This window comes from Stenotrophomonas maltophilia (genome assembly GCF_023518235.1).
Lineage (GTDB): Bacteria > Pseudomonadota > Gammaproteobacteria > Xanthomonadales > Xanthomonadaceae > Stenotrophomonas.
Map to the genome: position 1 here is coordinate 1,020,611 of NZ_CP090423.1, position 19,297 is coordinate 1,039,907.

The following is a 19,297-nucleotide window of genomic DNA, read 5'->3' on the forward strand; positions in this document are numbered from 1 at the left end:
CAATGAACGCCTACACGGTGTCCCGGCTGGCTCTTGATGCCGGGGTGAGCGTGCATATCGTGCGCGACTACCTGCTGCGCGGATTGCTGCGCCCGGTGGCGTGCACACCAGGCGGCTACGGCTTGTTCGATGACGCCGCCTTGCAACGGCTGTGCTTCGTGCGGGCGGCCTTCGAGGCGGGCATCGGCCTCGACGCGCTGGCGCGGCTGTGCCGGGCGCTGGATGCGGCGGACGGCGACGAAGCGGCCGCGCAGCTTGCCCTGCTGCGTCAGTTCGTCGAGCGTCGGCGCGAAGCGTTGGCCGATCTGGAAGTGCAGTTGGCCACCCTGCCGACCGAGCCGGCACAGCACGCGGAGAGTCTGCCATGAACAACCCCGAGCGCTTGCCGTCCGAGACGCACAAACCGATCACCGGCTACCTGTGGGGCGGACTGGCTGTGCTGACTTGCCCCTGCCACCTGCCCATCCTCGCTGTCGTGCTGGCCGGCACAACCGCCGGTGCTTTCCTCGGCGAGCATTGGGTCATCGCGGCGCTCGGTTTGACCGGCCTGTTCCTTCTGTCCCTGTCGCGGGCGTTGCGGGCATTCAGGGAAAGAGAATGAGCGCTTTCCGGCCGGATGGATGGACGACGCCGGAACTGGCCCAAGCGGTCGAGCGCGGGCAGCTTGAACTGCACTACCAGCCCGTCGTCGATCTGCGCAGTGGTGGGATTGTCGGCGCGGAAGCCCTGTTGCGCTGGCGTCATCCGACGCTTGGACTATTGCCACCGGGCCAGTTCCTGCCCGTGGTCGAATCGTCCGGCCTGATGCCTGAAATCGGCGCTTGGGTGCTGGGCGAAGCCTGCCGCCAGATGCGTGACTGGCGAATGCTGGCATGGCGACCGTTCCGGCTGGCCGTCAATGTTTCGGCGAGCCAAGTGGGACCGGACTTCGACGGGTGGGTAAAGGGCGTGCTGGCTGATGCCGAGTTGCCCGCCGAGTATCTCGAAATCGAGCTGACCGAATCGGTCGCGTTTGGTGATCCGGCGATCTTCCCCGCCCTGGACGCCTTGCGGCAGATCGGTGTGCGCTTCGCCGCCGATGACTTCGGGACGGGGTATTCCTGTCTGCAACATCTGAAGTGCTGCCCAATCAGCACGCTCAAGATCGACCAATCGTTTGTCGCCGGGCTCGCCAACGACCGCCGCGACCAAACCATCGTGCACACCGTGATTCAGCTTGCGCACGGGCTGGGCATGGATGTGGTGGCTGAAGGCGTGGAAACATCGGCGAGTCTTGATCTATTGCGACAAGCGGACTGCGACACAGGACAAGGCTTCCTGTTCGCGAAGCCAATGCCGGCGGCGGCATTCGCCGTCTTCGTCAGTCAATGGAGGGGTGCCACCATGAATGCAAGTGACTCGACCACCACCAGTTGCTGCGTGTGCTGCAAGGAAATCCCGCTCGATGCCGCCTTCACCCCGGAAGGCGCGGAATACGTCGAGCACTTCTGCGGGTTGGAGTGTTATCAACGCTTCGAAGCGCGTGCCAAGACAGGGAACGAAACCGATGCCGATCCGAACGCCTGCGACTCGCTACCGTCAGATTGAGGCATACCCTAACTGGATGTCAGGCAGGGCCGCGCCGCTTAGTCAGAATAGAGTCATCTTTCGCATTTTTTGACACATGCCTGCGAAGGTCATAGATTTCAGCCTGACAGAAACGGGGTTTGAGGCACAACGGAACAGAAGGAGCACTTAAGCCGCCTTCAACCAAGGAGACATCGTGCAGGGGCACCGCATCGGCTACGTCCGGGTCAGCAGCTTCGACCAGAACCCGGAACGCCAGCTGGAACAGACACAGGTGAGCAAGGTGTTCACCGACAAGGCATCGGGCAAGGACACCCAGCGCCCCCAGCTCGAAGCGCTGCTGAGCTTCGTCCGCGAAGGCGATACAGTGGTGGTGCACAGCATGGACCGGCTGGCCCGCAACCTCGATGACCTGCGTCGCTTGGTACAGAAGCTGACTCAACGCGGCGTGCGCATCGAGTTCCTGAAGGAGGGCCTGGTGTTCACTGGCGAGGACTCGCCGATGGCCAACCTGATGCTGTCGGTGATGGGGGCCTTCGCTGAGTTCGAGCGCGCCCTGATCCGCGAGCGGCAGCGTGAGGGCATCACCTTGGCCAAGCAGCGTGGCGCGTACCGGGGCCGCAAGAAAGCCCTGTCCGATGAGCAGGCTGCTACCCTGCGGCAGCGAGCGACGGCCGGCGAGCCCAAGGCGCAGCTTGCCCGCGAGTTCAACATCAGCCGGGAAACCCTCTACCAGTACCTCCGCACGGACGACTGACACATGCCGCGTCGCTTGATCCTCTCGGCCACGGAGCGGGGCACCCTGCTCGCGTTGCCAGAAAGCCAGGATGACCTGATCCGCTACTACACCTTCAACGACTCCGACCTGTCGCTGATCCGTCAGCGGCGCGGCGACGCCAACCGCCTCGGCTTCGCCGTGCAACTCTGCCTGCTGCGCTACCCCGGCTATGCGTTGGGCACTGACAGCGAGCTGCCCGAACCGGTCATCCTGTGGGTGGCCAAGCAAGTCCAGACCGATCCGGCGAGTTGGACGAAGTACGGCGAGCGCGATGTGACCCGTCGCGAGCACGCCCAGGAACTGCGCACCTACCTTCAACTGGCCCCGTTCGGCCTGTCCGACTTCCGCGCCCTGGTGCGCGAGCTGACCGAACTGGCCCAGCAGACCGACAAGGGCTTGCTGCTGGCCGGCCAGGCGCTGGAGAGCCTGCGGCAGAAGCGACGCATCCTGCCGGCGTTGAGCGTGATCGACCGGGCTTGCTCGGAGGCCATTGCACGGGCCAATCGGCGGGTCTACCGCGCCCTGGTTGAACCGCTCACGGACTCGCATCGGGCCAAGCTGGACGAGCTGTTGAAGCTCAAGGCCGGCAGCAGCATCACCTGGTTGACCTGGCTGCGCCAGGCACCGCTGAAACCCAACTCTCGGCACATGCTTGAGCACATCGAGCGGCTGAAGACATTTCAGCTGGTGGACTTGCCCGAAGTCCTGGGCCGGCACATCCACCAGAACCGCCTGCTCAAGCTGGCCCGCGAGGGTGGGCAGATGACGCCCAAAGACCTCGGCAAGTTCGAGCCGCAGCGGCGCTATGCGACCCTGGCCGCCGTGGTGCTGGAGAGCACTGCAACCGTGATTGATGAGCTGGTGGATCTGCACGACCGCATCCTAGTCAAGCTGTTCAGCGGCGCGAAGCACAAGCATCAGCAGCAGTTCCAGAAGCAGGGCAAGGCGATCAACGACAAGGTGCGCCTGTACTCCAAGATCGGCCAGGCGCTGCTGGAGGCCAAGGAAGCCGGCAGCGACCCCTATGCCGCCATCGAGGCGGTGATCCCCTGGGACGAGTTCACCGAGAGCGTCAGCGAAGCCGAGCTGCTGGCCCGGCCGGAGGGCTTCGACCACCTGCACCTGGTCGGCGAGAACTTCGCCACCCTGCGCCGCTACACGCCGGCTCTGCTGGAGGTATTGGAGCTGCGCGCCGCCCCGGCCGCGCAGGGCGTGCTGGCAGCCGTGCAGACGCTGCGCGAGATGAACGCCGACAACCTGCGCAAGGTGCCGGCCGATGCTCCCACCGCCTTCATCAAGCCGCGCTGGAAGCCACTGGTGATCACCCCGGAAGGCCTCGACCGGCGCTTCTACGAAATCTGCGCCCTGTCCGAGCTGAAGAACGCCCTGCGCTCCGGCGACATCTGGGTCAAGGGCTCGCGGCAGTTCCGCGACTTCGACGACTACCTGCTGCCGGCCGAGAAGTTCGCCGCGCTCAAGCGGGAACAGGCCCTGCCGCTGGCGATCAACCCGAACAGCGACCAGTATCTGGAAGAGCGCTTGCAGCTGCTGGACGAGCAGTTGGCCACTGTCGCCCGCCTGGCCAAGGACAACGAGCTGCCCGATGCCATCCTCACCGAGTCCGGGTTGAAGATCACCCCGCTGGATGCGGCGGTGCCGGATCGGGCGCAGGCGCTGATCGACCAGACCAGTCAGTTACTGCCGCGCATCAAGATCACCGAACTGCTGATGGACGTGGACGACTGGACGGGCTTCAGCCGCCACTTCACCCACCTGAAGGACGGGGCCGAGGCCAAAGACCGGACGTTGCTGCTGTCCGCGATCCTCGGTGATGCGATCAACCTCGGGCTGACCAAGATGGCCGAGTCGAGCCCCGGTCTGACCTACGCCAAGCTGTCCTGGCTGCAAGCCTGGCACATCCGCGACGAGACCTATTCGGCGGCCCTGGCCGAGCTGGTCAACCACCAGTACCAGCATGCCTTCGCCGCCCACTGGGGCGACGGCACCACCTCATCCTCCGATGGCCAGCGTTTCCGGGCTGGCGGCCGGGGCGAGAGCACCAGACACGTCAACCCGAAGTACGGCAGTGAGCCGGGACGGCTGTTCTACACCCATATCTCCGACCAGTACGCGCCGTTCAGCACCCGCGTGGTGAATGTCGGCGTGCGCGATTCCACCTATGTGCTCGACGGCCTGCTGTACCACGAGTCCGACCTGCGGATCGAGGAGCACTACACCGACACGGCCGGCTTCACCGATCACGTCTTCGCCCTGATGCACCTGCTGGGCTTCCGTTTCGCGCCGCGCATCCGCGACCTCGGCGAAACCAAGCTGTACGTGCCGCAGGGCGTGCAGACCTACCCGACGCTGCGGCCGCTGATCGGCGGCACCCTGAACATCAAGCACGTCCGCGCCCATTGGGACGACATCCTGCGCCTGGCCAGCTCGATCAAACAGGGCACCGTCACTGCCTCGCTGATGCTGCGCAAGCTCGGCAGCTATCCGCGCCAGAACGGCCTGGCCGTGGCCCTGCGCGAGCTGGGCCGGATCGAACGCACGCTGTTCATCCTAGACTGGCTGCAAAGTGTTGAGCTGCGCCGCCGCGTGCATGCCGGCCTGAACAAAGGTGAGGCGCGCAACTCGCTGGCCAGGGCGGTGTTCTTCAACCGCCTTGGGGAAATCAGGGATCGGAGCTTCGAGCAGCAGCGCTACCGGGCCAGCGGCCTCAACCTGGTGACGGCGGCTATCGTGCTGTGGAACACGGTGTACCTGGAGCGCGCCACCCCGGGGTTGGTCGAGGCCGGCAAGCCGGTGGACGGCGAGCTGCTGCAATTCCTGTCGCCGCTGGGCTGGGAGCACATCAACCTCACCGGCGATTACGTCTGGCGGCAGAGCCGCAGACTGGAAGACGGGAAGTTTCGGCCCCTACGGATGCCCGGAAAACCTTAGCGTACGATTTTTTCCGAATTCTGCGAGCCCCCCAGGAAGAATTGCGTAGACCCGCGCGCAGCAAGCACTACGTTGTGCTGAGGGATCAGCAGCAGCTTTGCCCCCGCGGAATACGCCCCTGTGAGAGCATCCTCTGCCAGGGTATCCGCTGCGACGACGAGGTGGTCACGAGTGAGGAGAACGTTGAGGATGCTCATTGCGGGATCGTCTAGACGTTTGCAGACTATCGCCTTCCCCTCCCCTCCTGTCCAGACTGCTATGGCCTCCGCGATCACACAAATTCTTGGTCGCCCCAATGCTTGCGAGAACGCACTTGAGATACGCCGCGGCTACCTCAAGGCGATGGAAGATGCGCTGCGGGTTTCGCTTCTGATCCACCAAGATCCAAGGCTTCTGTTCGACACGTGGGCCAGACTGCTCCCCTTGATCGCTCAAAGCCACGAGAGTGACGGCAGCCAGCCATTTGCGACCGGGATCGTCCGCTCGCGCGATCATGGATCCCGGCGGTTGGCTGGCTGAGCGTATGGTTGCAATATAGGAAGCAATCGCGCGCGGACCAGAACGCTGTTCATCGCAGACATTCTTAGGGTGCCATTGCAGAGATTTCAGCTTTTGAGGAATAAAATTTCAGTGCAAGACGGTCCATTGCAGAAAAATTTGACTTGCGACTGACGCAACGCAGAAATTGCTGATGCACGGATGATGCAATGCAGAGATTACCGGCTAACAGATGCTGCAGCCCAGCCGGCCAACTGAGGGCTTTGCCCGATGGACGAGCCGTTACTCTTGCCTGCAGATCACGATTCTAGGATGACTTGTGCCTCAATCGGCTGACCAGGATCGGGCGTCTGTGCTGGAGGGCTCCTTAGAGCTCTTGGGTGAAATTCGAGCCGCTTGGATGGAGATAGAGCATGGACGTGACCGAAGATCGACGGCGGTGGCGGCACTTTGCCAGATGTCCCTTGATCACGCCGTGGCAGTACAGTCCCTGATCGCTACTCTGCCCCAGTCAGCAATCTCGCTGGTCCGGCCCCAGTATGAGGCCCTCGTGCGTGCAACCTGGGCATGTTATGCAGCTACCGACACCGACATCGAGAAGCTTCTTGCGCCCCTGACTCTGGAGAGTCAGCAAGCGGCAAAGAGGCTCCCTGGCGTTCAGGACATGCTCGTAAAGCTTGAGTCCTCTGGGCCCCGAGGAGCATCACAGTTGTTGGGCAGAGCCAGACAATGCCTTTATGTCGGCTTGAACTCCTATCTCCATGCCGGGATTCACCCCTTGGCAAGGCAGTTAAATGGCTACCCGGGCGCGCTTCTGGCGGGGGTGGCCATGAACAGCAATGCGCTTGCCATGCTAACCCTTCTGAATCTGGCGCACCTGTGGCCAGGCGAACCAGTTCTGGCATGGATGAATGCACTGCATCATCAATTTGGGGGTGTTTTGCCAGAGTTGGAGCCATTGACCCCCCATCAGCCCTCGCCATAGAGCTGTCCCGGATCGCCTGCGCGTCTAGGGTGGGGTCTGTGGTGAGTGACTAGGCAGTTGGGCCTCGCCCCCCTCTGGGGGCACGGGGAGAACATCACGGGCGCATAAGCAGTTGCCCCGGATTTCTCGTTGGGGCAAGTCCTGGCAGTTGATCTGTGTCGGGGGCCTGTCGGGCGACTGTCATGTTTCCAAGTTCGGCACCCTCCTAATCTGGGCTCCCTACCCCTCCGGAGTTATCTTCTATGACCACCAAGACCCCGCCTCGCCTGCTTACCGCTGCTGAGGTTGGCGCCTGCATTCGCCAGTTCCGCCAGTTGCGTCATTGGTCGCAAGAACAATTGGCCGAGATCTCGGGCCTGAACGTGCGAACAGTTCAGCGGGTTGAGCAGGGTGACTCGGCCAGTTTCGACACCCGTCGCGCACTGGCGCGCGCCTTCGATTTCAATGACATCGATGCACTCAACAAGCCTTTCTCGCTGCCGACAGACGAGGAACTGCAGGCGGCGCAAGCGCAGTTTGAGCGCGACTACATCACCCTGGCGGTGTCCCCGCTTGCTGCTGGGCGCGAGCTGGCCAGCCTGATCGTTTCGTGCGACATGGATCTGTCCGAACCGGCTTTCGAGCTGTCGCGCGAGGCGGCGAGCGAGTTTGCTGCACTGGTCGACTACTACCGTGAGTATCGCGACTGCCAAGACCTGTATTCAGAAGTCGACAAGCTAGACATCTACGACGGGCTGCAGCAGCGCATTGAGGTCCTGCGGGAACTGGGAGTATCACTGTCGCACGGTCAGCGTAAGGTCGTCATTCGGATGGGCTCAGGTATGCCGATGGATGCCACGGTCCTGTACGTCGTGGCGTTTCGCCTCGGCCACGAGTGCAGTCAGATCGTAACTCCTAAGGCAGCACGCATCGGCTGAGTCAGCATTCATTAGATCGATAGTGGTGGCGATACATCTGACAGATGTCTATTGATCGCGCCGTCGCAGTACAGTCCCTGGAGGTTGCCCTGCCTTAGTCAGCGATAGCGCTGGTCCGGCCCCAGCACAAGACCCTGATTCGTGCGACAGCAAGGTTCTTAGCTTTCGAGGCAGCGAATTTTTGATGTGCCCTGAACCCTCGCGAAGATCCACTATGGAGACGCCGTCGATTTCTGGATCCAGACCTAAGAAGCCCTCGAGTTCTGGATCCACAGGCAACTCGTCCTTGAGTTCCTGACTGCGCACCTGAGTGGTCAAGCTCCGCCCGGGTGAAGGCTCTGCGCCCAGTACTCTAGGAACTCCTCTTGAGCAATCGTTTCGATTGCGCCTGGCCTGGCATGCCGCACCATGTGGATGGCATCCGATGCCCGCTTGGCCTCGCCAGACTGCAGCAAAAGCATGGCAGCGACCGTTCCCGCGCGTCCCAACCCCCCCTTGCAGTGGACCACGATCCTTTGACCGCTCAGCATGTCAGCGACGAGCTCAGCACTTAGCTGTAGCCAATCTTTGAGGAGTCTGTCGTCTGGTGCGGCTCCATCAGTGATTGGCAGTCCATGCCAAGAGATGCCCTTCCCCGCCACTATCGCCGGTAAGCTCTCGATTCGAAGGTCCTTGAGCTCCCAAGGCTCAAGCAAGGTGACTAGGTGAGTGGCACCCCAGTCCTGAATAGCCGAGACGTCCACATCTAGGTCTCTCGCCCATGCTCCAGTCATGGCGACTTCCTGGTACTTGCCTGGCGCAAATGTCACCCCTATGCCGCCTCCATGGGCTCCAACAGGCAACTCTGCAATCAGTAACGGGTGGCTAGCGCTGGTGCGCATCATTTCGGCTCTCCCAACATGCGGTAACGTTCTGCGTCGTGCGCCGGGGCGCTCCCCGCTCATTCGCTGCACGGCTAGGATATCGGATGTTCAGATATCGTTGAACTGGAGAGAACACCTAAGGGTCAATATCGGAAAGTCAGATAGACAGTCTGTGGGCAGGTTGATATCCTGACAACTGGTATCGCGATTTGAGGGCTGTGTGGCCTATGTCGTTAGCCAACCGACCCTCATCGCGCCCTGGCCAGAACTGGACAATTTCGTTCGTTCAATAGGTCCCTTTCTTGCGTGCGCGTGGTGCGCGCTAGAGCGCTCAAGAACGGCTAGTTCGCCGGTAGCTGCTGAGGGGTTGGCCTCGCAGGCACTTGACACGCTTGCGACGCTGCGCGTCCTCCATCGCGAACCAGTCGAATGTTCTCGGCTTGCCGCAAGATCTCTGTATGAGCCCCTGGCTTGGTCCTACAAATCTCCGTGGTCTCGCAGTGACTTGAACCTTGAGTCGGCATTGACCCGGTCGCTCACCCAGTGGGCGGCTGAGTGCACGCCCAGTGCGAGGCGGAATCTCGGAATTTCACTGGCATCCACCGAAGCTCGAGCGTACTTGGCAAACCTTCTGCGGAAGCATCGGTTGGACCCGAAGCTAGGCGACGGGCTTCAGTCGATTGGATCGCCTGAATGGAATGCGCTCAGCTTGGGGCGTAAGCGCTACGTGCTGTGGGCGAGCATGCGAAATTCTGCCTCGGAGTTCATACAAAGCGGTTTGGATGAGCATGCCGCGAGGCGAGCACTTGATCGCGAGATAAAACGCAGATGCATCTGGTTAGCTGGACGCGAGCAAGCTGGAACCCTCGCCCGGAAGGATTTTTGCTTCTTGCCTGGTCAGGGTTGGCGTCAGCCGTTGATCCTGGACGTTGCAATGGAGACTTTCCTGCCGCTGGGCATGGCGTACTGGCTGGAACCTAGCGGCAGTTGGCAGCTTTAGCTTCTAGTCTGAGTAGACCGACCAGCTGCCACGGGTCCATGAGATGGTTTGAGGGGGCTCAGGACTCTATCGCGGTAAACGCCCCCCCAGGTCTATATCGACGGTTCTCCAACGAAGCGCTGGACCTTGGTTGACCGGCGAGCCTGTGGCCCATTGGACGCTGGCCAAGAGATGGCCCTCTAGTACTCGTTCAGTCGCTTACGGATTGCCTCGATGGCATCGTCCAGTCCCGCGTCGTCCTCGGGGTAAGGAGAACAAAACAGTTGAACCGGGACCCAGCAATGTTCCTGTCCCGGTTGTACATAGGGGGCGTAATCATCTAGTAGCCATGCAGAGCCGATGGGCTGGGAAACGTTGGCAAGATCCTTCGTCGGCCCAGTCCAGTCTATGTATGGCAAGCGGGCAAACCAACCCGGGGCCGCTCCTTCGCAAGCCAATAGGTCGGCAATCTCGCGAAATCTAGGCTCCGGAACTGTGGTGAAGATGACTAGACCCTCAAAGAGCGACTTTGCCGACTCCAGAAATTCGTAGAGGCCCGGGCGCGGGATCTGGCTTACAGCGTTGGAAATCAGCGTTCCTTCTAAGTCCAAGGCGAGGATGGACGGGCGCATTGTGTAATGGTCCTCTTTGGCGGGGGTGAACGTCGGTACCGCTACCAAGCCCCGCCGGAGGGTGATCCGCCGGCGGGGCTTGGTAGCATCAGACATCTTCGAACTCGCTCGCTTGCTTGAGTTGGTTCTCAAGGAAATCAATGCGCTTCTGAAGATCGGCACTTAGATAGGCTTTGTCCGTAAAGTCCATTGCTGTCTCAGGGATCATCTCCAGCTCGACGCGTGTGGATGTAGCTGATGTACAGCGCCGCATTCCAGCTCGCTTCGCTCAATGGCAGTGTTGAGCGGTTGATGATGCGGGCGGTGATGACTGGCTTGGGCCCAAAGAAGCTGTTTTCCATCCGGAACTCTGGATCAACCGCACTGACCCTCTTTAGCTCGGCGATAGTAGGAAGTTGATCGTTGGCCTCCTGTCATAGCGCTTCTATCTCCTTGGGATTGCTATCCCTGATGTGCTTAACCTGCCCTCTCACCACCTGCCTTACGGAAGCGTTTGGGTAGGTCTGGTTCAGTTTTTCAAGAAGGTCGGCAGGGATTCGTGAGAAAAACAGCCGAATCGTCTCTAACACCATGATTCAACGAGGAAACACCCCTCGACGTCAGGCAGTTCGTGGATTACAGACCTAGGCTTGATTGAACCAGAAGCCGCGTGACACAGGCATTCCTGGAGTACTGCTCAGGCACGCGTGCCCTTCTTGAATATTGGATTCAAGAGTTTCCACGCTCCTGACCCAACGGAAACCTTCAAGAAGGCTCTGACCGTCGCCTGATCCATTGCAGTAGTTCCTCGTGCGGGATCGTACGTCCAGCGTCGACGTCGGCCATACCCTCGCGGGTCCGCCGTTCCTTCTCTTCCTCGGTCAATCCCGGAAGGAGTGCTAGTAGCTTATCTTCAGGGCTCATAGGCCGATGAGCTGTGCTCAAGTTGGCTTGATTCTCGTGAAAAAATATGGGCAGGATCTGGGGATCATCCAAGCCCGCCGGCAAAGGCAGCGATACGTCGTGGACCGCCAAGTCGATGATGACGTCCAAATCTGAGCATAAGGGCTGTATGGCGGTGGTCACCAGACGAGCCGCCCGCTCGGCGAAAGCCAGGTCCACCACCAGCCAGATCAACAGACCGGGAGGCTGTTCGACGCCCCCTGACGAGTGAGTTTCCAGGAGATAGGCCGACGAGACGAAGTCGGCGTGCTCAAGGCTGCCGCTGATGGCCGGAGCGAGCCAAGCCGGCGCGGCCTGGGCAGGTCTCACCGCGAACTCCGCCGGCGCCAGACGTTCCACCCTGGCCAGAAAGCCCGTATCCAACAATGTCGCAACCTCTTCCGGGTACAGGACAACGCCGCCGTAGTTGGGATTGAGCATCAACGTCGCGCCGCGAGTACCGGTTAGCAGCTCACGGCCTGAAACTCCCAGAATTCTGACAGCAGACGAGCTGGCCGCCTGCGCCTTGTCGAGCGAGGTAAAGAAAGGGATCGCATCGAAACCGTCAGGATGGCGGAACTGGACCAGCCGCAGTGTCTGCGCGTCGTCCGAGATGGGCGCATGCACGTACACGATCGCATCCATCAGTCGCTTGAAGAATGCGCGTTCCTCGGCCGCACTGTCGCGGGCCCGTTCAAAGGAAGCCTCCAGCGCTGTCTCCGCAGACGTAGTCCCTCTTCCACGCGGCCTGCTCGGTTGCTTCATGGTCAGATGCGATGAGGGCCGAGCGGGTACCCGGAGAACCAATCCGCCTCGATCTCGCTGCTCAGGTAGGGTCGTACGAAGGCCGACTGGGTCAGCGCTCGCAGCCGCTCTTCGTGCTCAGCAATCGCCTCGATGTCGCTGACGGTTGGATAGTGCCGCAGCAGTCGATATGCCTCTTGCCGCACCTCTTTAGGCACGGCTTGGCTGGCCGCTAGCTGCCTGAGGAACGCGCCCGCCTGCAGCACATTGCGGGTGCGCTCAGATGGCATCGTCATGACATCAAGAATGACTAGCACTAAGGAATGCTTAGCTTATCGCGTTTGTGGCCGGCCAGGGCACGGTGCAACTACAGACCTTGCGATTCCTGTATTAATGTAATATAATCAATAACTTAATTCGCATAAGTGAGCGTTATGTCCATGGAGTGAGGGCCAATAGGAACGAGCAGGTAGCCTGAGCCTTCCCATGATGGGAAGGTCAACAACGCGGGACGGATTACCACTCAACTTGCCTGTCGTTTGACCTTCCCACCGTGGGAAGGCTCATCGTCACGCCGTCGGCAAACCGCCGATGCTTTTGGAGGGTTGTCCATGAATCTCGTTGTTGAAGGTATGACCTGTGGTCACTGTGTCCGAACGGTCACCCAAGCCATTCAGGCCCTTGACCCCCACGCCCAGGTGGACGTCGATCTGGGCAGTGGCGTGGTCAAGATCGAGGGCCTGCTTGCCGTAGAACAGGCGGTTGAGGCTATCCAGCGGCAAGGCTATGTGATCGCTGCGGTGCTCCCTTCTGAGGCTGGTACGCCGGCCGCCCCGGCCGTCGCATCCTCCTGCTGCGGCGGATGCCACCGCTGAGTCCGCGCGAGGGCTTGATCCTGATCAATGACAGTCGGCCCCAAGAGGGCTAGACTGGCCATCATGAGAGCTCGCACGTCCCCTGCCCTGATCTGCCCAGCGTCCGCAGGCGCTGCTTCGGGCGTGCGGGAGCTGTCATGGTGAGGCTGCTGAGGCGGTGGCGGCGACCCCGTTCTCGTGCCCGACTGGCATGGCTGGGACTGTGGGCGCTGCTGCTGCAGCAACTCGCGCTGGTGGCTTACGCCTGTCCGCTGGAATCGGTGGAAGCTGGACAAGCGACCCTGATGGTCGGTTGCGAAGAGATGTCCACGCCGGATCCCGATGCTCCGGCGTTGTGCGACCAGCATTGCCAGCGCGATCACATCGCCACGGCCGATGCGAAGGCCCCTCAAGTGCCTTACCAGCCCGCGCTGGCCGCCTTCGCGCTGGTGCAGGCTCTGTTGCCACCGGTACACGCGCAGTTGTATCGGGATGTTCCGGTGTGCGTGTCCGATCCGCCTCCCCTGCAGCGCTTCTGTAGCCTGCTGATTTAAGCCCCCTCCTGGATTGACCCGTGCTCGTGCTGCATGCGTTGCAGCGCGCTCGTTGTCGTTTCCCGGAGGTCTTATGGAGATGTCTTTCTTCTTGCGTGCAAGGCGCAAGATGGCGTGTGGGTTCGTGTTTGCCCTGGCGCTCAGTGGTCCTGTGCTGGCGGCATCGCCCGCTATCCCGATCAGCTACACAGAAGCCCTACAACGGGCGCTTGCTAACGCCCCAACCCTGCACGTGCGCCGATCGCAGATCGATGCCAGTACCGAAGAAGCCGCGCGTGCTGGCGCGCTTCCCGACCCACGTTTGATCGTGGGGCTGGCGAACTGGCCCGTCAGCGGACCCGATGCCTTCAGCTTGCGGGCCGATGAGATGACCACCCAGCAAATCGGTCTGATGCAGGAGTTTCCTGCGCGTGCGAAACGACGTGCCGAGCACGCGTTGGCGCAAGCGACGCTGGCGCAAGCGCGCTCACTGTCGATGGCCGAACAGCAGATGGTGGCCCAAGCGGCCGCGCTGGCCTGGATCGAGCTGTGGAGTACGCAGCAAGCCGTAGATGCGTTGGAGGGTCTGCGCGAGCCGGCCCGTATAGCCGAGCGTGCGGCGCGTGCTCGCTTGGCAGGCGGCACGGCCGGGGCCAGTGATGTGCTTGCCGCCCAGGCCGCCCTACTGCAGTTGGACAATCGCCTGGAGCAGGTACATGCGGAGCACGCCGCCGCGCAGGCCGGCCTGGCGCGGTGGTTGGGTATTGCACCAGAGGCGATCTTGGCCAGTGGTGCGGCACCGGATTTTTCGCAGTTGCCATTGGAGCCCACCCAACTGCTGGCCAAACTGGACCAACACACGCCACTACTGGGCTGGGAGGCACGCGAGAGCTTAGCCCAGGCCCAGGTGGATGCGGCCGTGGCCGAAACCCGCCCGGATTGGAGTGTGGAGCTCACCTACGGACGTCGCGAGCGCGCACCCGACGGCATGGCGCGCAGCGACATGCTCATGGTGGAAGTGGGTGTGGGCCTGCCGCTGTTCCAGAAGAACCGCCAAGCACGAGGCATCGCGGCACGGCGGGCCGAGCTGGAGGCGGTGTCCGCAGAGCGCGATGAGGCCCGGCGCATCCAAGCCGAGTCGGTGCAACGCGCGATAGCGCGATGGCGCGGGTTAACCGGCCAGTTGGAGCGCCAGAACACGCAGAGCCTGCCTTTGGCGCGCGATCGTGCACGCACGGCGTTGGCCGCCTACGGCGCCGGTGCCGACCTGCAGCCGTGGCTGGAAGCGCGGCGCGATGAGATCGAATTGCACCTGGAGAACGCCCGTCTGCTGGGCGAACAGGGCCGTGCCTGGGCGGCACTGGCCTATCTGCTACCCCATGAGGAGAACACGCCATGAGCCCGACCAAGACGCGTCTCACACAGCTCGCCGTGGCCCTCGGGTTGCTGGCGCTCGGCTTTGCCGGCGGCTACGCCTGGATGACTCGAACCTCTGATACCACCCCGCCCCCCGGCACGAGCGTCGCAGATCAAGCACGCAAGGTGCTGTACTGGTACGACCCCATGGCGCCGGAGCAGCGATTCGACAAGCCGGGCAAATCTCCGTTCATGGATATGGAGTTGCTGCCCAAATACGCAGATGAGGCCATAGGGGGCGGAACGCAGATCGATCCGCGCCTGCAGCAGAACGTGGGCATACGCACTCAGGAAGTGACGGTAGAGTTACTAGGGACTGCCGTACGCGTGCCGGGCACACTGACGTGGGATCTGACCCAGGAAAGCGTGATCAGTGCGCGCATGGAAGGCTTGATCACCCACGTGCAGGTAAAGGCGCCGTTTACCGAGGTTCGTCGTGGTCAAACGCTGGCCACCGTGCAGGCCCCGGCATGGAACGCGGCCATCGCCGAAGCACATGCCCTGAGCCAAGCTCAGTCCGCGGGCGCGCGTGAGCTGCAGGGTGCGGCGCAACAACGGTTGCGTTCGTTGGGTGTTCCTTCTGGCGCCTCGGCCAGAAGTGGCGTCGTGCTTAGCGCAGACCACAGTGGTGTCGTGACCGAGATCCTGGCACGCGAGGGACAGACGGTGATGCCCGGTACGCCACTGTTCAAGATCAATGGGCTGGACACGTTGTGGCTGGAGGCCTCGGTACCCCAGGCAGCGCTGGGCACCTTGCGGCCGGGGACCTCAGTGCAGGCCACGGTCAGTGCCTGGCCGGCAGAGCGCTTTGCCGGACAGATCCAGGCGTTGCTTCCCCAGGTCGACATGGCTAGTCGCACGCAGCGGGCGCGAATTGTGCTGCGCAACCCGCAGCGTCGGCTGGTGCCGGGCATGTTCGCCGAGGTTCTGGTGCAGCCCGACGCCGAGCAGGCCCTGCCAGTCGTTCCCACGGAGGCGCTGATCGCCACCGGGCGGGACAGCCGGGTCATCGTGCAGGATCCGGACGGGAGCTTCCGGCCAGTGCGGGTGAGTGTGGGACGTAGCGTGCAAGGGCGCACGCAGATCGTGGCAGGCTTGGCCGGTGGTGAACGCGTGGTCGTCTCGGGTCAGTTCTTGCTCGACTCCGAAGCCAGTCTCTCCGGTGCGTTGGAGCGCCTGGGTGCTGCACAACCGACACGCCCTGCCAGCGCATCAGGTGTGCACGAGCGCCATGACGCCGGGCACGAACCACGCACTGTCGTGCCGTCACCGTCCAGACAGCCGGCGCCTGTCGCGCCAGACACCTCCACCTCTACGCCGCCGCGCTGCCCGGTGCAGTACTGGTATGACCCGATGGTGCCGGAGAAGCATTTCGACAAGCCGGGCAAGTCACCGTTCATGGATATGCAGTTGGTACCCAAGTTCGGCCCCGCCGCAGCCGCTGATTGCCAGGCAAGCGAGGTCATGTCCGAAGCGATGGAGGGCACACCATGATCGCGCGCCTGATCCATGCTTGCATCGCCAATCGCGTGCTGGTGCTGGTTGCCGCCGCGCTGCTGGCGGTGGTCGGTATCTGGTCGGTAAAGAACACGCCGCTGGATGCGCTGCCGGACCTGTCCGATACCCAGGTCATCATCCGCACGCAATGGGCGGGGCAAACCCCGCGCATCATCGAAGACCAGGTCACCTACCCGTTGGCCACCACGATGTTGTCCGTGCCGGGCGTGAAGGCGGTACGCGGCTTCTCCTTCTTCGGTGATTCATTCGTCTACATCCTGTTTGACGATGCCACTGATCTTTACTGGGCGCGCTCTCGAGTGCTCGAGTACTTGAGCCAGGTACGCGATCGACTTCCGCCGAATGTGAATCCGGCGCTGGGTCCTGATGCGACAGGACTGGGCTGGATCTACCAGTACGCCTTGGTGGATCGGACAGGTCAACGTGATGTGGGGCAGCTGCGTGCGTTGCAGGACTGGTTTCTTCGTTATGAGCTAAAAACCGTGCCGGACGTGGCTGAAGTAGCCAGTGTGGGCGGTGCGGTGCGCGCCTGGCAGATCCAGCCCGATCCGCAGGCGTTGGCGGCCCGTGGACTGACGGTGGCCGAGCTCATCGAGGCGGTGGATGCGGCCAACGGCGCTACCGGGGGCTCGGTGATCGAACAAGGCGAAGCCGAACTGATGGTGCGCAGCGAAGGCTACCTGCGCACACAGGAGGCGTTCGAACAGGTGCCGGTAACCGGCAACGACGGCATCCCCGTCCTGCTCGGCGAGGTGGCCACGATCAGTCGCGGGCCGGTCTTCCGTCGTGGTATCGCAGAGTTGGATGGTCAAGGTGAGGTGGCCGGCGGCGTGATCGTCCTGCGGACCGGCAAGGATGCCTTGGGGGCCATTCGGAACGTCAAAGCGCGACTGCAGGCGTTGCAATCCAGCTTGCCCGAGGGCGTGGAAGTGGTGCCGGTGTACGACCGCTCCGAGCTGATCCAGGATGCGGTACGCAACCTCACCCACAAGCTTGGCGAAGAGTTTCTGGTCGTAGCGCTGGTATGCCTGCTGTTCCTGTGGCACCTACGCTCGGCGTTGGTGGCCGTCATCACCCTGCCTTTGGGTATCCTGGCGGCCTTCATCGTGATGCACGCCCAGGGGATCTCCGCCAACTTGCTGTCATTAGGCGGCATCGCCATCGCCATTGGTGCGATGGTCGATGCAGCGGTGGTGATGATCGAAAATGCACACAAGCATCTGGAGCACTGGCGGGAGGCGCACGGCCGGGAACCTCAGGGTGAGGAGCGCTGGCAGCTGATGGCCCGCTCGGCGGCCGAGGTCGGACCGGCCCTGTTCGCCAGCTTGCTGGTCATCACCCTGTCTTTCGTGCCGGTTTTTGCCCTGCAGGCGCAGGAAGGGCGATTGTTCTCGCCTCTGGCCTACACCAAGACCTACGCGATGGCCGCCGCAGCAGGGTTGTCGGTGACCTTGATCCCCGTCTTGATGGGCTACCTGATCCGCGGCCGCATCCGCCCGGAACAGCAGAACCCCATCAATCGCATCCTGATCGCTGGCTATCGGCCCATCCTGCTGTGGGTCCTCAAACATCCCGGTGTCACCTTGCTGCTCAGCGGCCTGCTGCTAGTGCTCACCTTGATCCCCTTTAGCCGGTTGGGCAGTGAGTTCATGCCGCCCTTGGAAGAAGGCAGCCTGTTGTACATGCCCACGGCCCTGCCCGGCCTGTCCGCCGACAAGGCCCGTCAGTTGCTCCAGCTCTCGGGCCGGATGATCAAGACCGTACCGGAGGTTGAGCACGTGTTCGGCAAGGCGGGCCGTGCCGAAAGTGCGACCGATCCGGCACCGATCGAAATGTTTGAGACCACCGTGACCTTCAAGCCGCGGGATCAATGGCGCCCGGGCATGACCCCCCAGAAGCTACGCCAGGAGTTGGACGCAGCGGTCAAGATTCCCGGTCTGACCAACCTATGGGTCCCGCCCATTCGCAATCGCATCGATATGTTGGCCACCGGCATCAAGAGCCCGATTGGGATCAAGGTCTCCGGACCCGATGTGGAGCAGATCGAGCGCCTGAGCCAGCAGATCGAGCAGGTGGCCAAGACTGTGCCCGGCGTGAGTTCGGCACTGGCCGAACGCGTCACGGGTGGGCGCTATGTCGATGTACAGGTGCGCCCGGAAATCGCTGCACGTTACGGATTCACTCAAGGCCAACTCCAGCAACTGATTGCCACGGTCGTTGGCGGTGATCCAATCGGGGAAACGATCGAGGGGCGCGAACGCTATCCCATCGTCTTGCGCTACCCCCGTGGCCAGCGTGACTCGTTGCAGGCCTTGCAGGATCTGCCGCTGATCGCGCCAGGCGGTGTGCAACTGACCTTGAGCCAGGTGGCGGAGCTGTCAATCAGCCCAGGCCCGCCGATGCTCAAGAGCGATAACGGCCGGTTGGTGGGCTACATCTACGTGGATGTGGCCGATCGCGACTTGGGATCGGTGGTCCAGGACCTGCAAGCCGCGGTGCAGACCCAGGTGAGTTTGCCTGCCGGCTATGGTCTGGCGTGGTCGGGGCAGTACGAGTATCTGCAACGGGCTTTGGCACGCCTGCAATGGGTGGTGCCCGCGGCGTTGGCGATCATCTTCCTGGTCATCTGGATGGTGTTTCGCCGGCTTAGCGATGTATCCATCATCCTGCTCAGCTTGCCCTTGGCGTTGGTGGGCGGTTTCTGGTTGATCTGGGGGCTGGGCCATGCGATTTCGGTGGCCAGCATGATCGGATTCATCGCCCTGGGCGGCGTTGCGGCTGAGTTCGGCGTCATCATGCTGCTGTACCTGCGTCATGCCTGGGAGCAGCGCTTGGCCAGCGGTGCGCCGGAAGATGTGTCTACCCTGCAAGAGGCTATCTACGAAGGCGCCGTGCAACGGGTGCGCCCGAAGGCGATGACGGTAGCCGTCATCCTGGCCGGGTTGTTTCCGCTTTTCGTCGGTGCCGGTGCCGGCTCGGAGGTCATGCAACGTATCGCCGCGCCGATGCTGGGTGGCATGCTCACCGCACCGGTGCTCTCTATGGTGGTGATTCCCGCAGCGTTCTATCTAGTGCGGCGACGTGGATTGCGCGCGGCGCGGGGCGACCAATGAGAGACAGACTGAGCACTTGAGGTAAGTCCCC

Annotated in this window: 19 protein-coding genes; 13 read left to right on the forward strand and 6 right to left on the reverse strand. The window is 62.3% G+C overall.

Annotation, left to right across the window (positions count from 1 at the left end; genetic code table 11):
* Positions 1 to 2: 2 nt before the first annotated feature.
* The 5 genes from merD to LZ605_RS04975 all read left to right on the forward strand — a co-directional run bounded on the left by merD (position 3) and on the right by LZ605_RS04975 (position 5,293).
* Positions 3 to 368, forward strand: a complete 366-nt coding sequence (gene merD, locus LZ605_RS04950; RefSeq protein ID WP_000995360.1) for a mercury resistance co-regulator MerD — start codon at positions 3 to 5, stop codon at positions 366 to 368.
* A complete protein-coding gene (gene merE / locus LZ605_RS04955; RefSeq protein WP_003132004.1) occupies positions 365 to 601 on the forward strand; it encodes a broad-spectrum mercury transporter MerE in 237 nt (78 codons plus the stop codon). Before merD ends, merE begins: the two co-directional genes overlap by 4 nt.
* Positions 598 to 1,587 carry a DUF3330 domain-containing protein gene (locus LZ605_RS23135; protein WP_003132006.1) on the forward strand — a complete coding sequence of 330 codons (990 nt, stop codon included), beginning with the start codon at positions 598 to 600 and terminating at the stop codon, positions 1,585 to 1,587. The genes merE and LZ605_RS23135 overlap by 4 nt, the downstream gene beginning before the upstream one ends.
* A gap of 175 nt (positions 1,588 to 1,762) precedes the next feature.
* Complete coding sequence (locus LZ605_RS04970) at positions 1,763 to 2,323, forward strand: recombinase family protein (RefSeq protein WP_010921730.1); 561 nt, start codon at positions 1,763 to 1,765, stop codon at positions 2,321 to 2,323.
* Between the two features lie 3 nt (positions 2,324 to 2,326).
* On the forward strand, positions 2,327 to 5,293 hold the full coding sequence (locus tag LZ605_RS04975; protein ID WP_249844023.1) for a Tn3-like element TnAs1 family transposase: 2,967 nt from the start codon (positions 2,327 to 2,329) through the stop codon (positions 5,291 to 5,293).
* Here LZ605_RS04975 and LZ605_RS04980 read toward each other — a convergent pair.
* On the reverse strand, positions 5,290 to 5,490 hold the full coding sequence (locus tag LZ605_RS04980) for a hypothetical protein (protein ID WP_032966765.1): 201 nt from the start codon (positions 5,488 to 5,490) through the stop codon (positions 5,290 to 5,292). The two genes, LZ605_RS04975 and LZ605_RS04980, sit on opposite strands and share 4 nt — an antisense overlap.
* A gap of 61 nt (positions 5,491 to 5,551) precedes the next feature.
* On the opposite strand from LZ605_RS04980, the gene LZ605_RS04985 reads away from it, so the two are divergent.
* The 3 genes from LZ605_RS04985 (at position 5,552) to LZ605_RS04990 (ending at position 7,693) form a co-directional block, all read left to right on the forward strand.
* On the forward strand, positions 5,552 to 5,812 hold the full coding sequence (locus LZ605_RS04985; protein WP_049401600.1) for a hypothetical protein: 261 nt from the start codon (positions 5,552 to 5,554) through the stop codon (positions 5,810 to 5,812).
* Between the two features lie 436 nt (positions 5,813 to 6,248).
* Positions 6,249 to 6,776 carry a DUF6988 family protein gene (locus LZ605_RS23180; RefSeq protein WP_395760189.1) on the forward strand — a complete coding sequence of 176 codons (528 nt, stop codon included), beginning with the start codon at positions 6,249 to 6,251 and terminating at the stop codon, positions 6,774 to 6,776.
* 242 nt (positions 6,777 to 7,018) lie between these two features.
* Positions 7,019 to 7,693, forward strand: coding sequence for a helix-turn-helix domain-containing protein (locus tag LZ605_RS04990; RefSeq protein ID WP_005413401.1), 675 nt, complete (start codon positions 7,019 to 7,021; stop codon positions 7,691 to 7,693).
* 314 nt (positions 7,694 to 8,007) lie between these two features.
* On the opposite strand, the gene LZ605_RS04995 is transcribed toward LZ605_RS04990, so the two are convergent.
* The 5 genes from LZ605_RS04995 to LZ605_RS05015 all read right to left on the reverse strand — a co-directional run bounded on the left by LZ605_RS04995 (position 8,008) and on the right by LZ605_RS05015 (position 12,128).
* Positions 8,008 to 8,637, reverse strand: coding sequence for a cyclin-dependent kinase inhibitor 3 family protein (locus LZ605_RS04995; RefSeq protein ID WP_306341171.1), 630 nt, complete (start codon positions 8,635 to 8,637; stop codon positions 8,008 to 8,010).
* 1,098 nt (positions 8,638 to 9,735) lie between these two features.
* Positions 9,736 to 10,167 (reverse strand): NIF family HAD-type phosphatase, encoded by a 432-nt coding sequence (locus LZ605_RS05000; RefSeq protein ID WP_031269101.1) that lies wholly within the window; start codon positions 10,165 to 10,167, stop codon positions 9,736 to 9,738.
* A 197-nt stretch (positions 10,168 to 10,364) separates the two neighbouring features.
* On the reverse strand, positions 10,365 to 10,508 hold the full coding sequence (locus LZ605_RS05005; protein ID WP_153855340.1) for a hypothetical protein: 144 nt from the start codon (positions 10,506 to 10,508) through the stop codon (positions 10,365 to 10,367).
* Between the two features lie 403 nt (positions 10,509 to 10,911).
* Positions 10,912 to 11,733, reverse strand: a complete 822-nt coding sequence (locus tag LZ605_RS05010; RefSeq protein WP_019184713.1) for an SseB family protein — start codon at positions 11,731 to 11,733, stop codon at positions 10,912 to 10,914.
* A 122-nt stretch (positions 11,734 to 11,855) separates the two neighbouring features.
* Positions 11,856 to 12,128 (reverse strand): BPSL0761 family protein, encoded by a 273-nt coding sequence (locus LZ605_RS05015; RefSeq protein WP_019184714.1) that lies wholly within the window; start codon positions 12,126 to 12,128, stop codon positions 11,856 to 11,858.
* A 336-nt stretch (positions 12,129 to 12,464) separates the two neighbouring features.
* Here LZ605_RS05015 and LZ605_RS05020 point away from each other — a divergent pair, with 336 nt between their 5' ends.
* The 5 genes from LZ605_RS05020 (at position 12,465) to LZ605_RS05045 (ending at position 19,266) form a co-directional block, all read left to right on the forward strand.
* Complete coding sequence (locus tag LZ605_RS05020; RefSeq protein ID WP_224482004.1) at positions 12,465 to 12,707, forward strand: heavy-metal-associated domain-containing protein; 243 nt, start codon at positions 12,465 to 12,467, stop codon at positions 12,705 to 12,707.
* 137 nt (positions 12,708 to 12,844) lie between these two features.
* Positions 12,845 to 13,240 carry a hypothetical protein gene (locus tag LZ605_RS05025; protein ID WP_005413404.1) on the forward strand — a complete coding sequence of 132 codons (396 nt, stop codon included), beginning with the start codon at positions 12,845 to 12,847 and terminating at the stop codon, positions 13,238 to 13,240.
* A gap of 73 nt (positions 13,241 to 13,313) precedes the next feature.
* The gene (locus LZ605_RS05030) at positions 13,314 to 14,618 is read left to right on the forward strand and encodes a TolC family protein (protein WP_153855341.1); all 1,305 of its coding nucleotides are present in this window, start codon (positions 13,314 to 13,316) and stop codon (positions 14,616 to 14,618) included.
* Entirely contained in the window at positions 14,615 to 16,129 is a 1,515-nt protein-coding gene (locus LZ605_RS23090) for an efflux RND transporter periplasmic adaptor subunit (protein WP_005413406.1), read from the forward strand. Before LZ605_RS05030 ends, LZ605_RS23090 begins: the two co-directional genes overlap by 4 nt.
* Complete coding sequence (locus tag LZ605_RS05045) at positions 16,126 to 19,266, forward strand: efflux RND transporter permease subunit (protein ID WP_005413407.1); 3,141 nt, start codon at positions 16,126 to 16,128, stop codon at positions 19,264 to 19,266. Before LZ605_RS23090 ends, LZ605_RS05045 begins: the two co-directional genes overlap by 4 nt.
* The last annotated feature ends 31 nt before the right edge of the window (positions 19,267 to 19,297 follow it).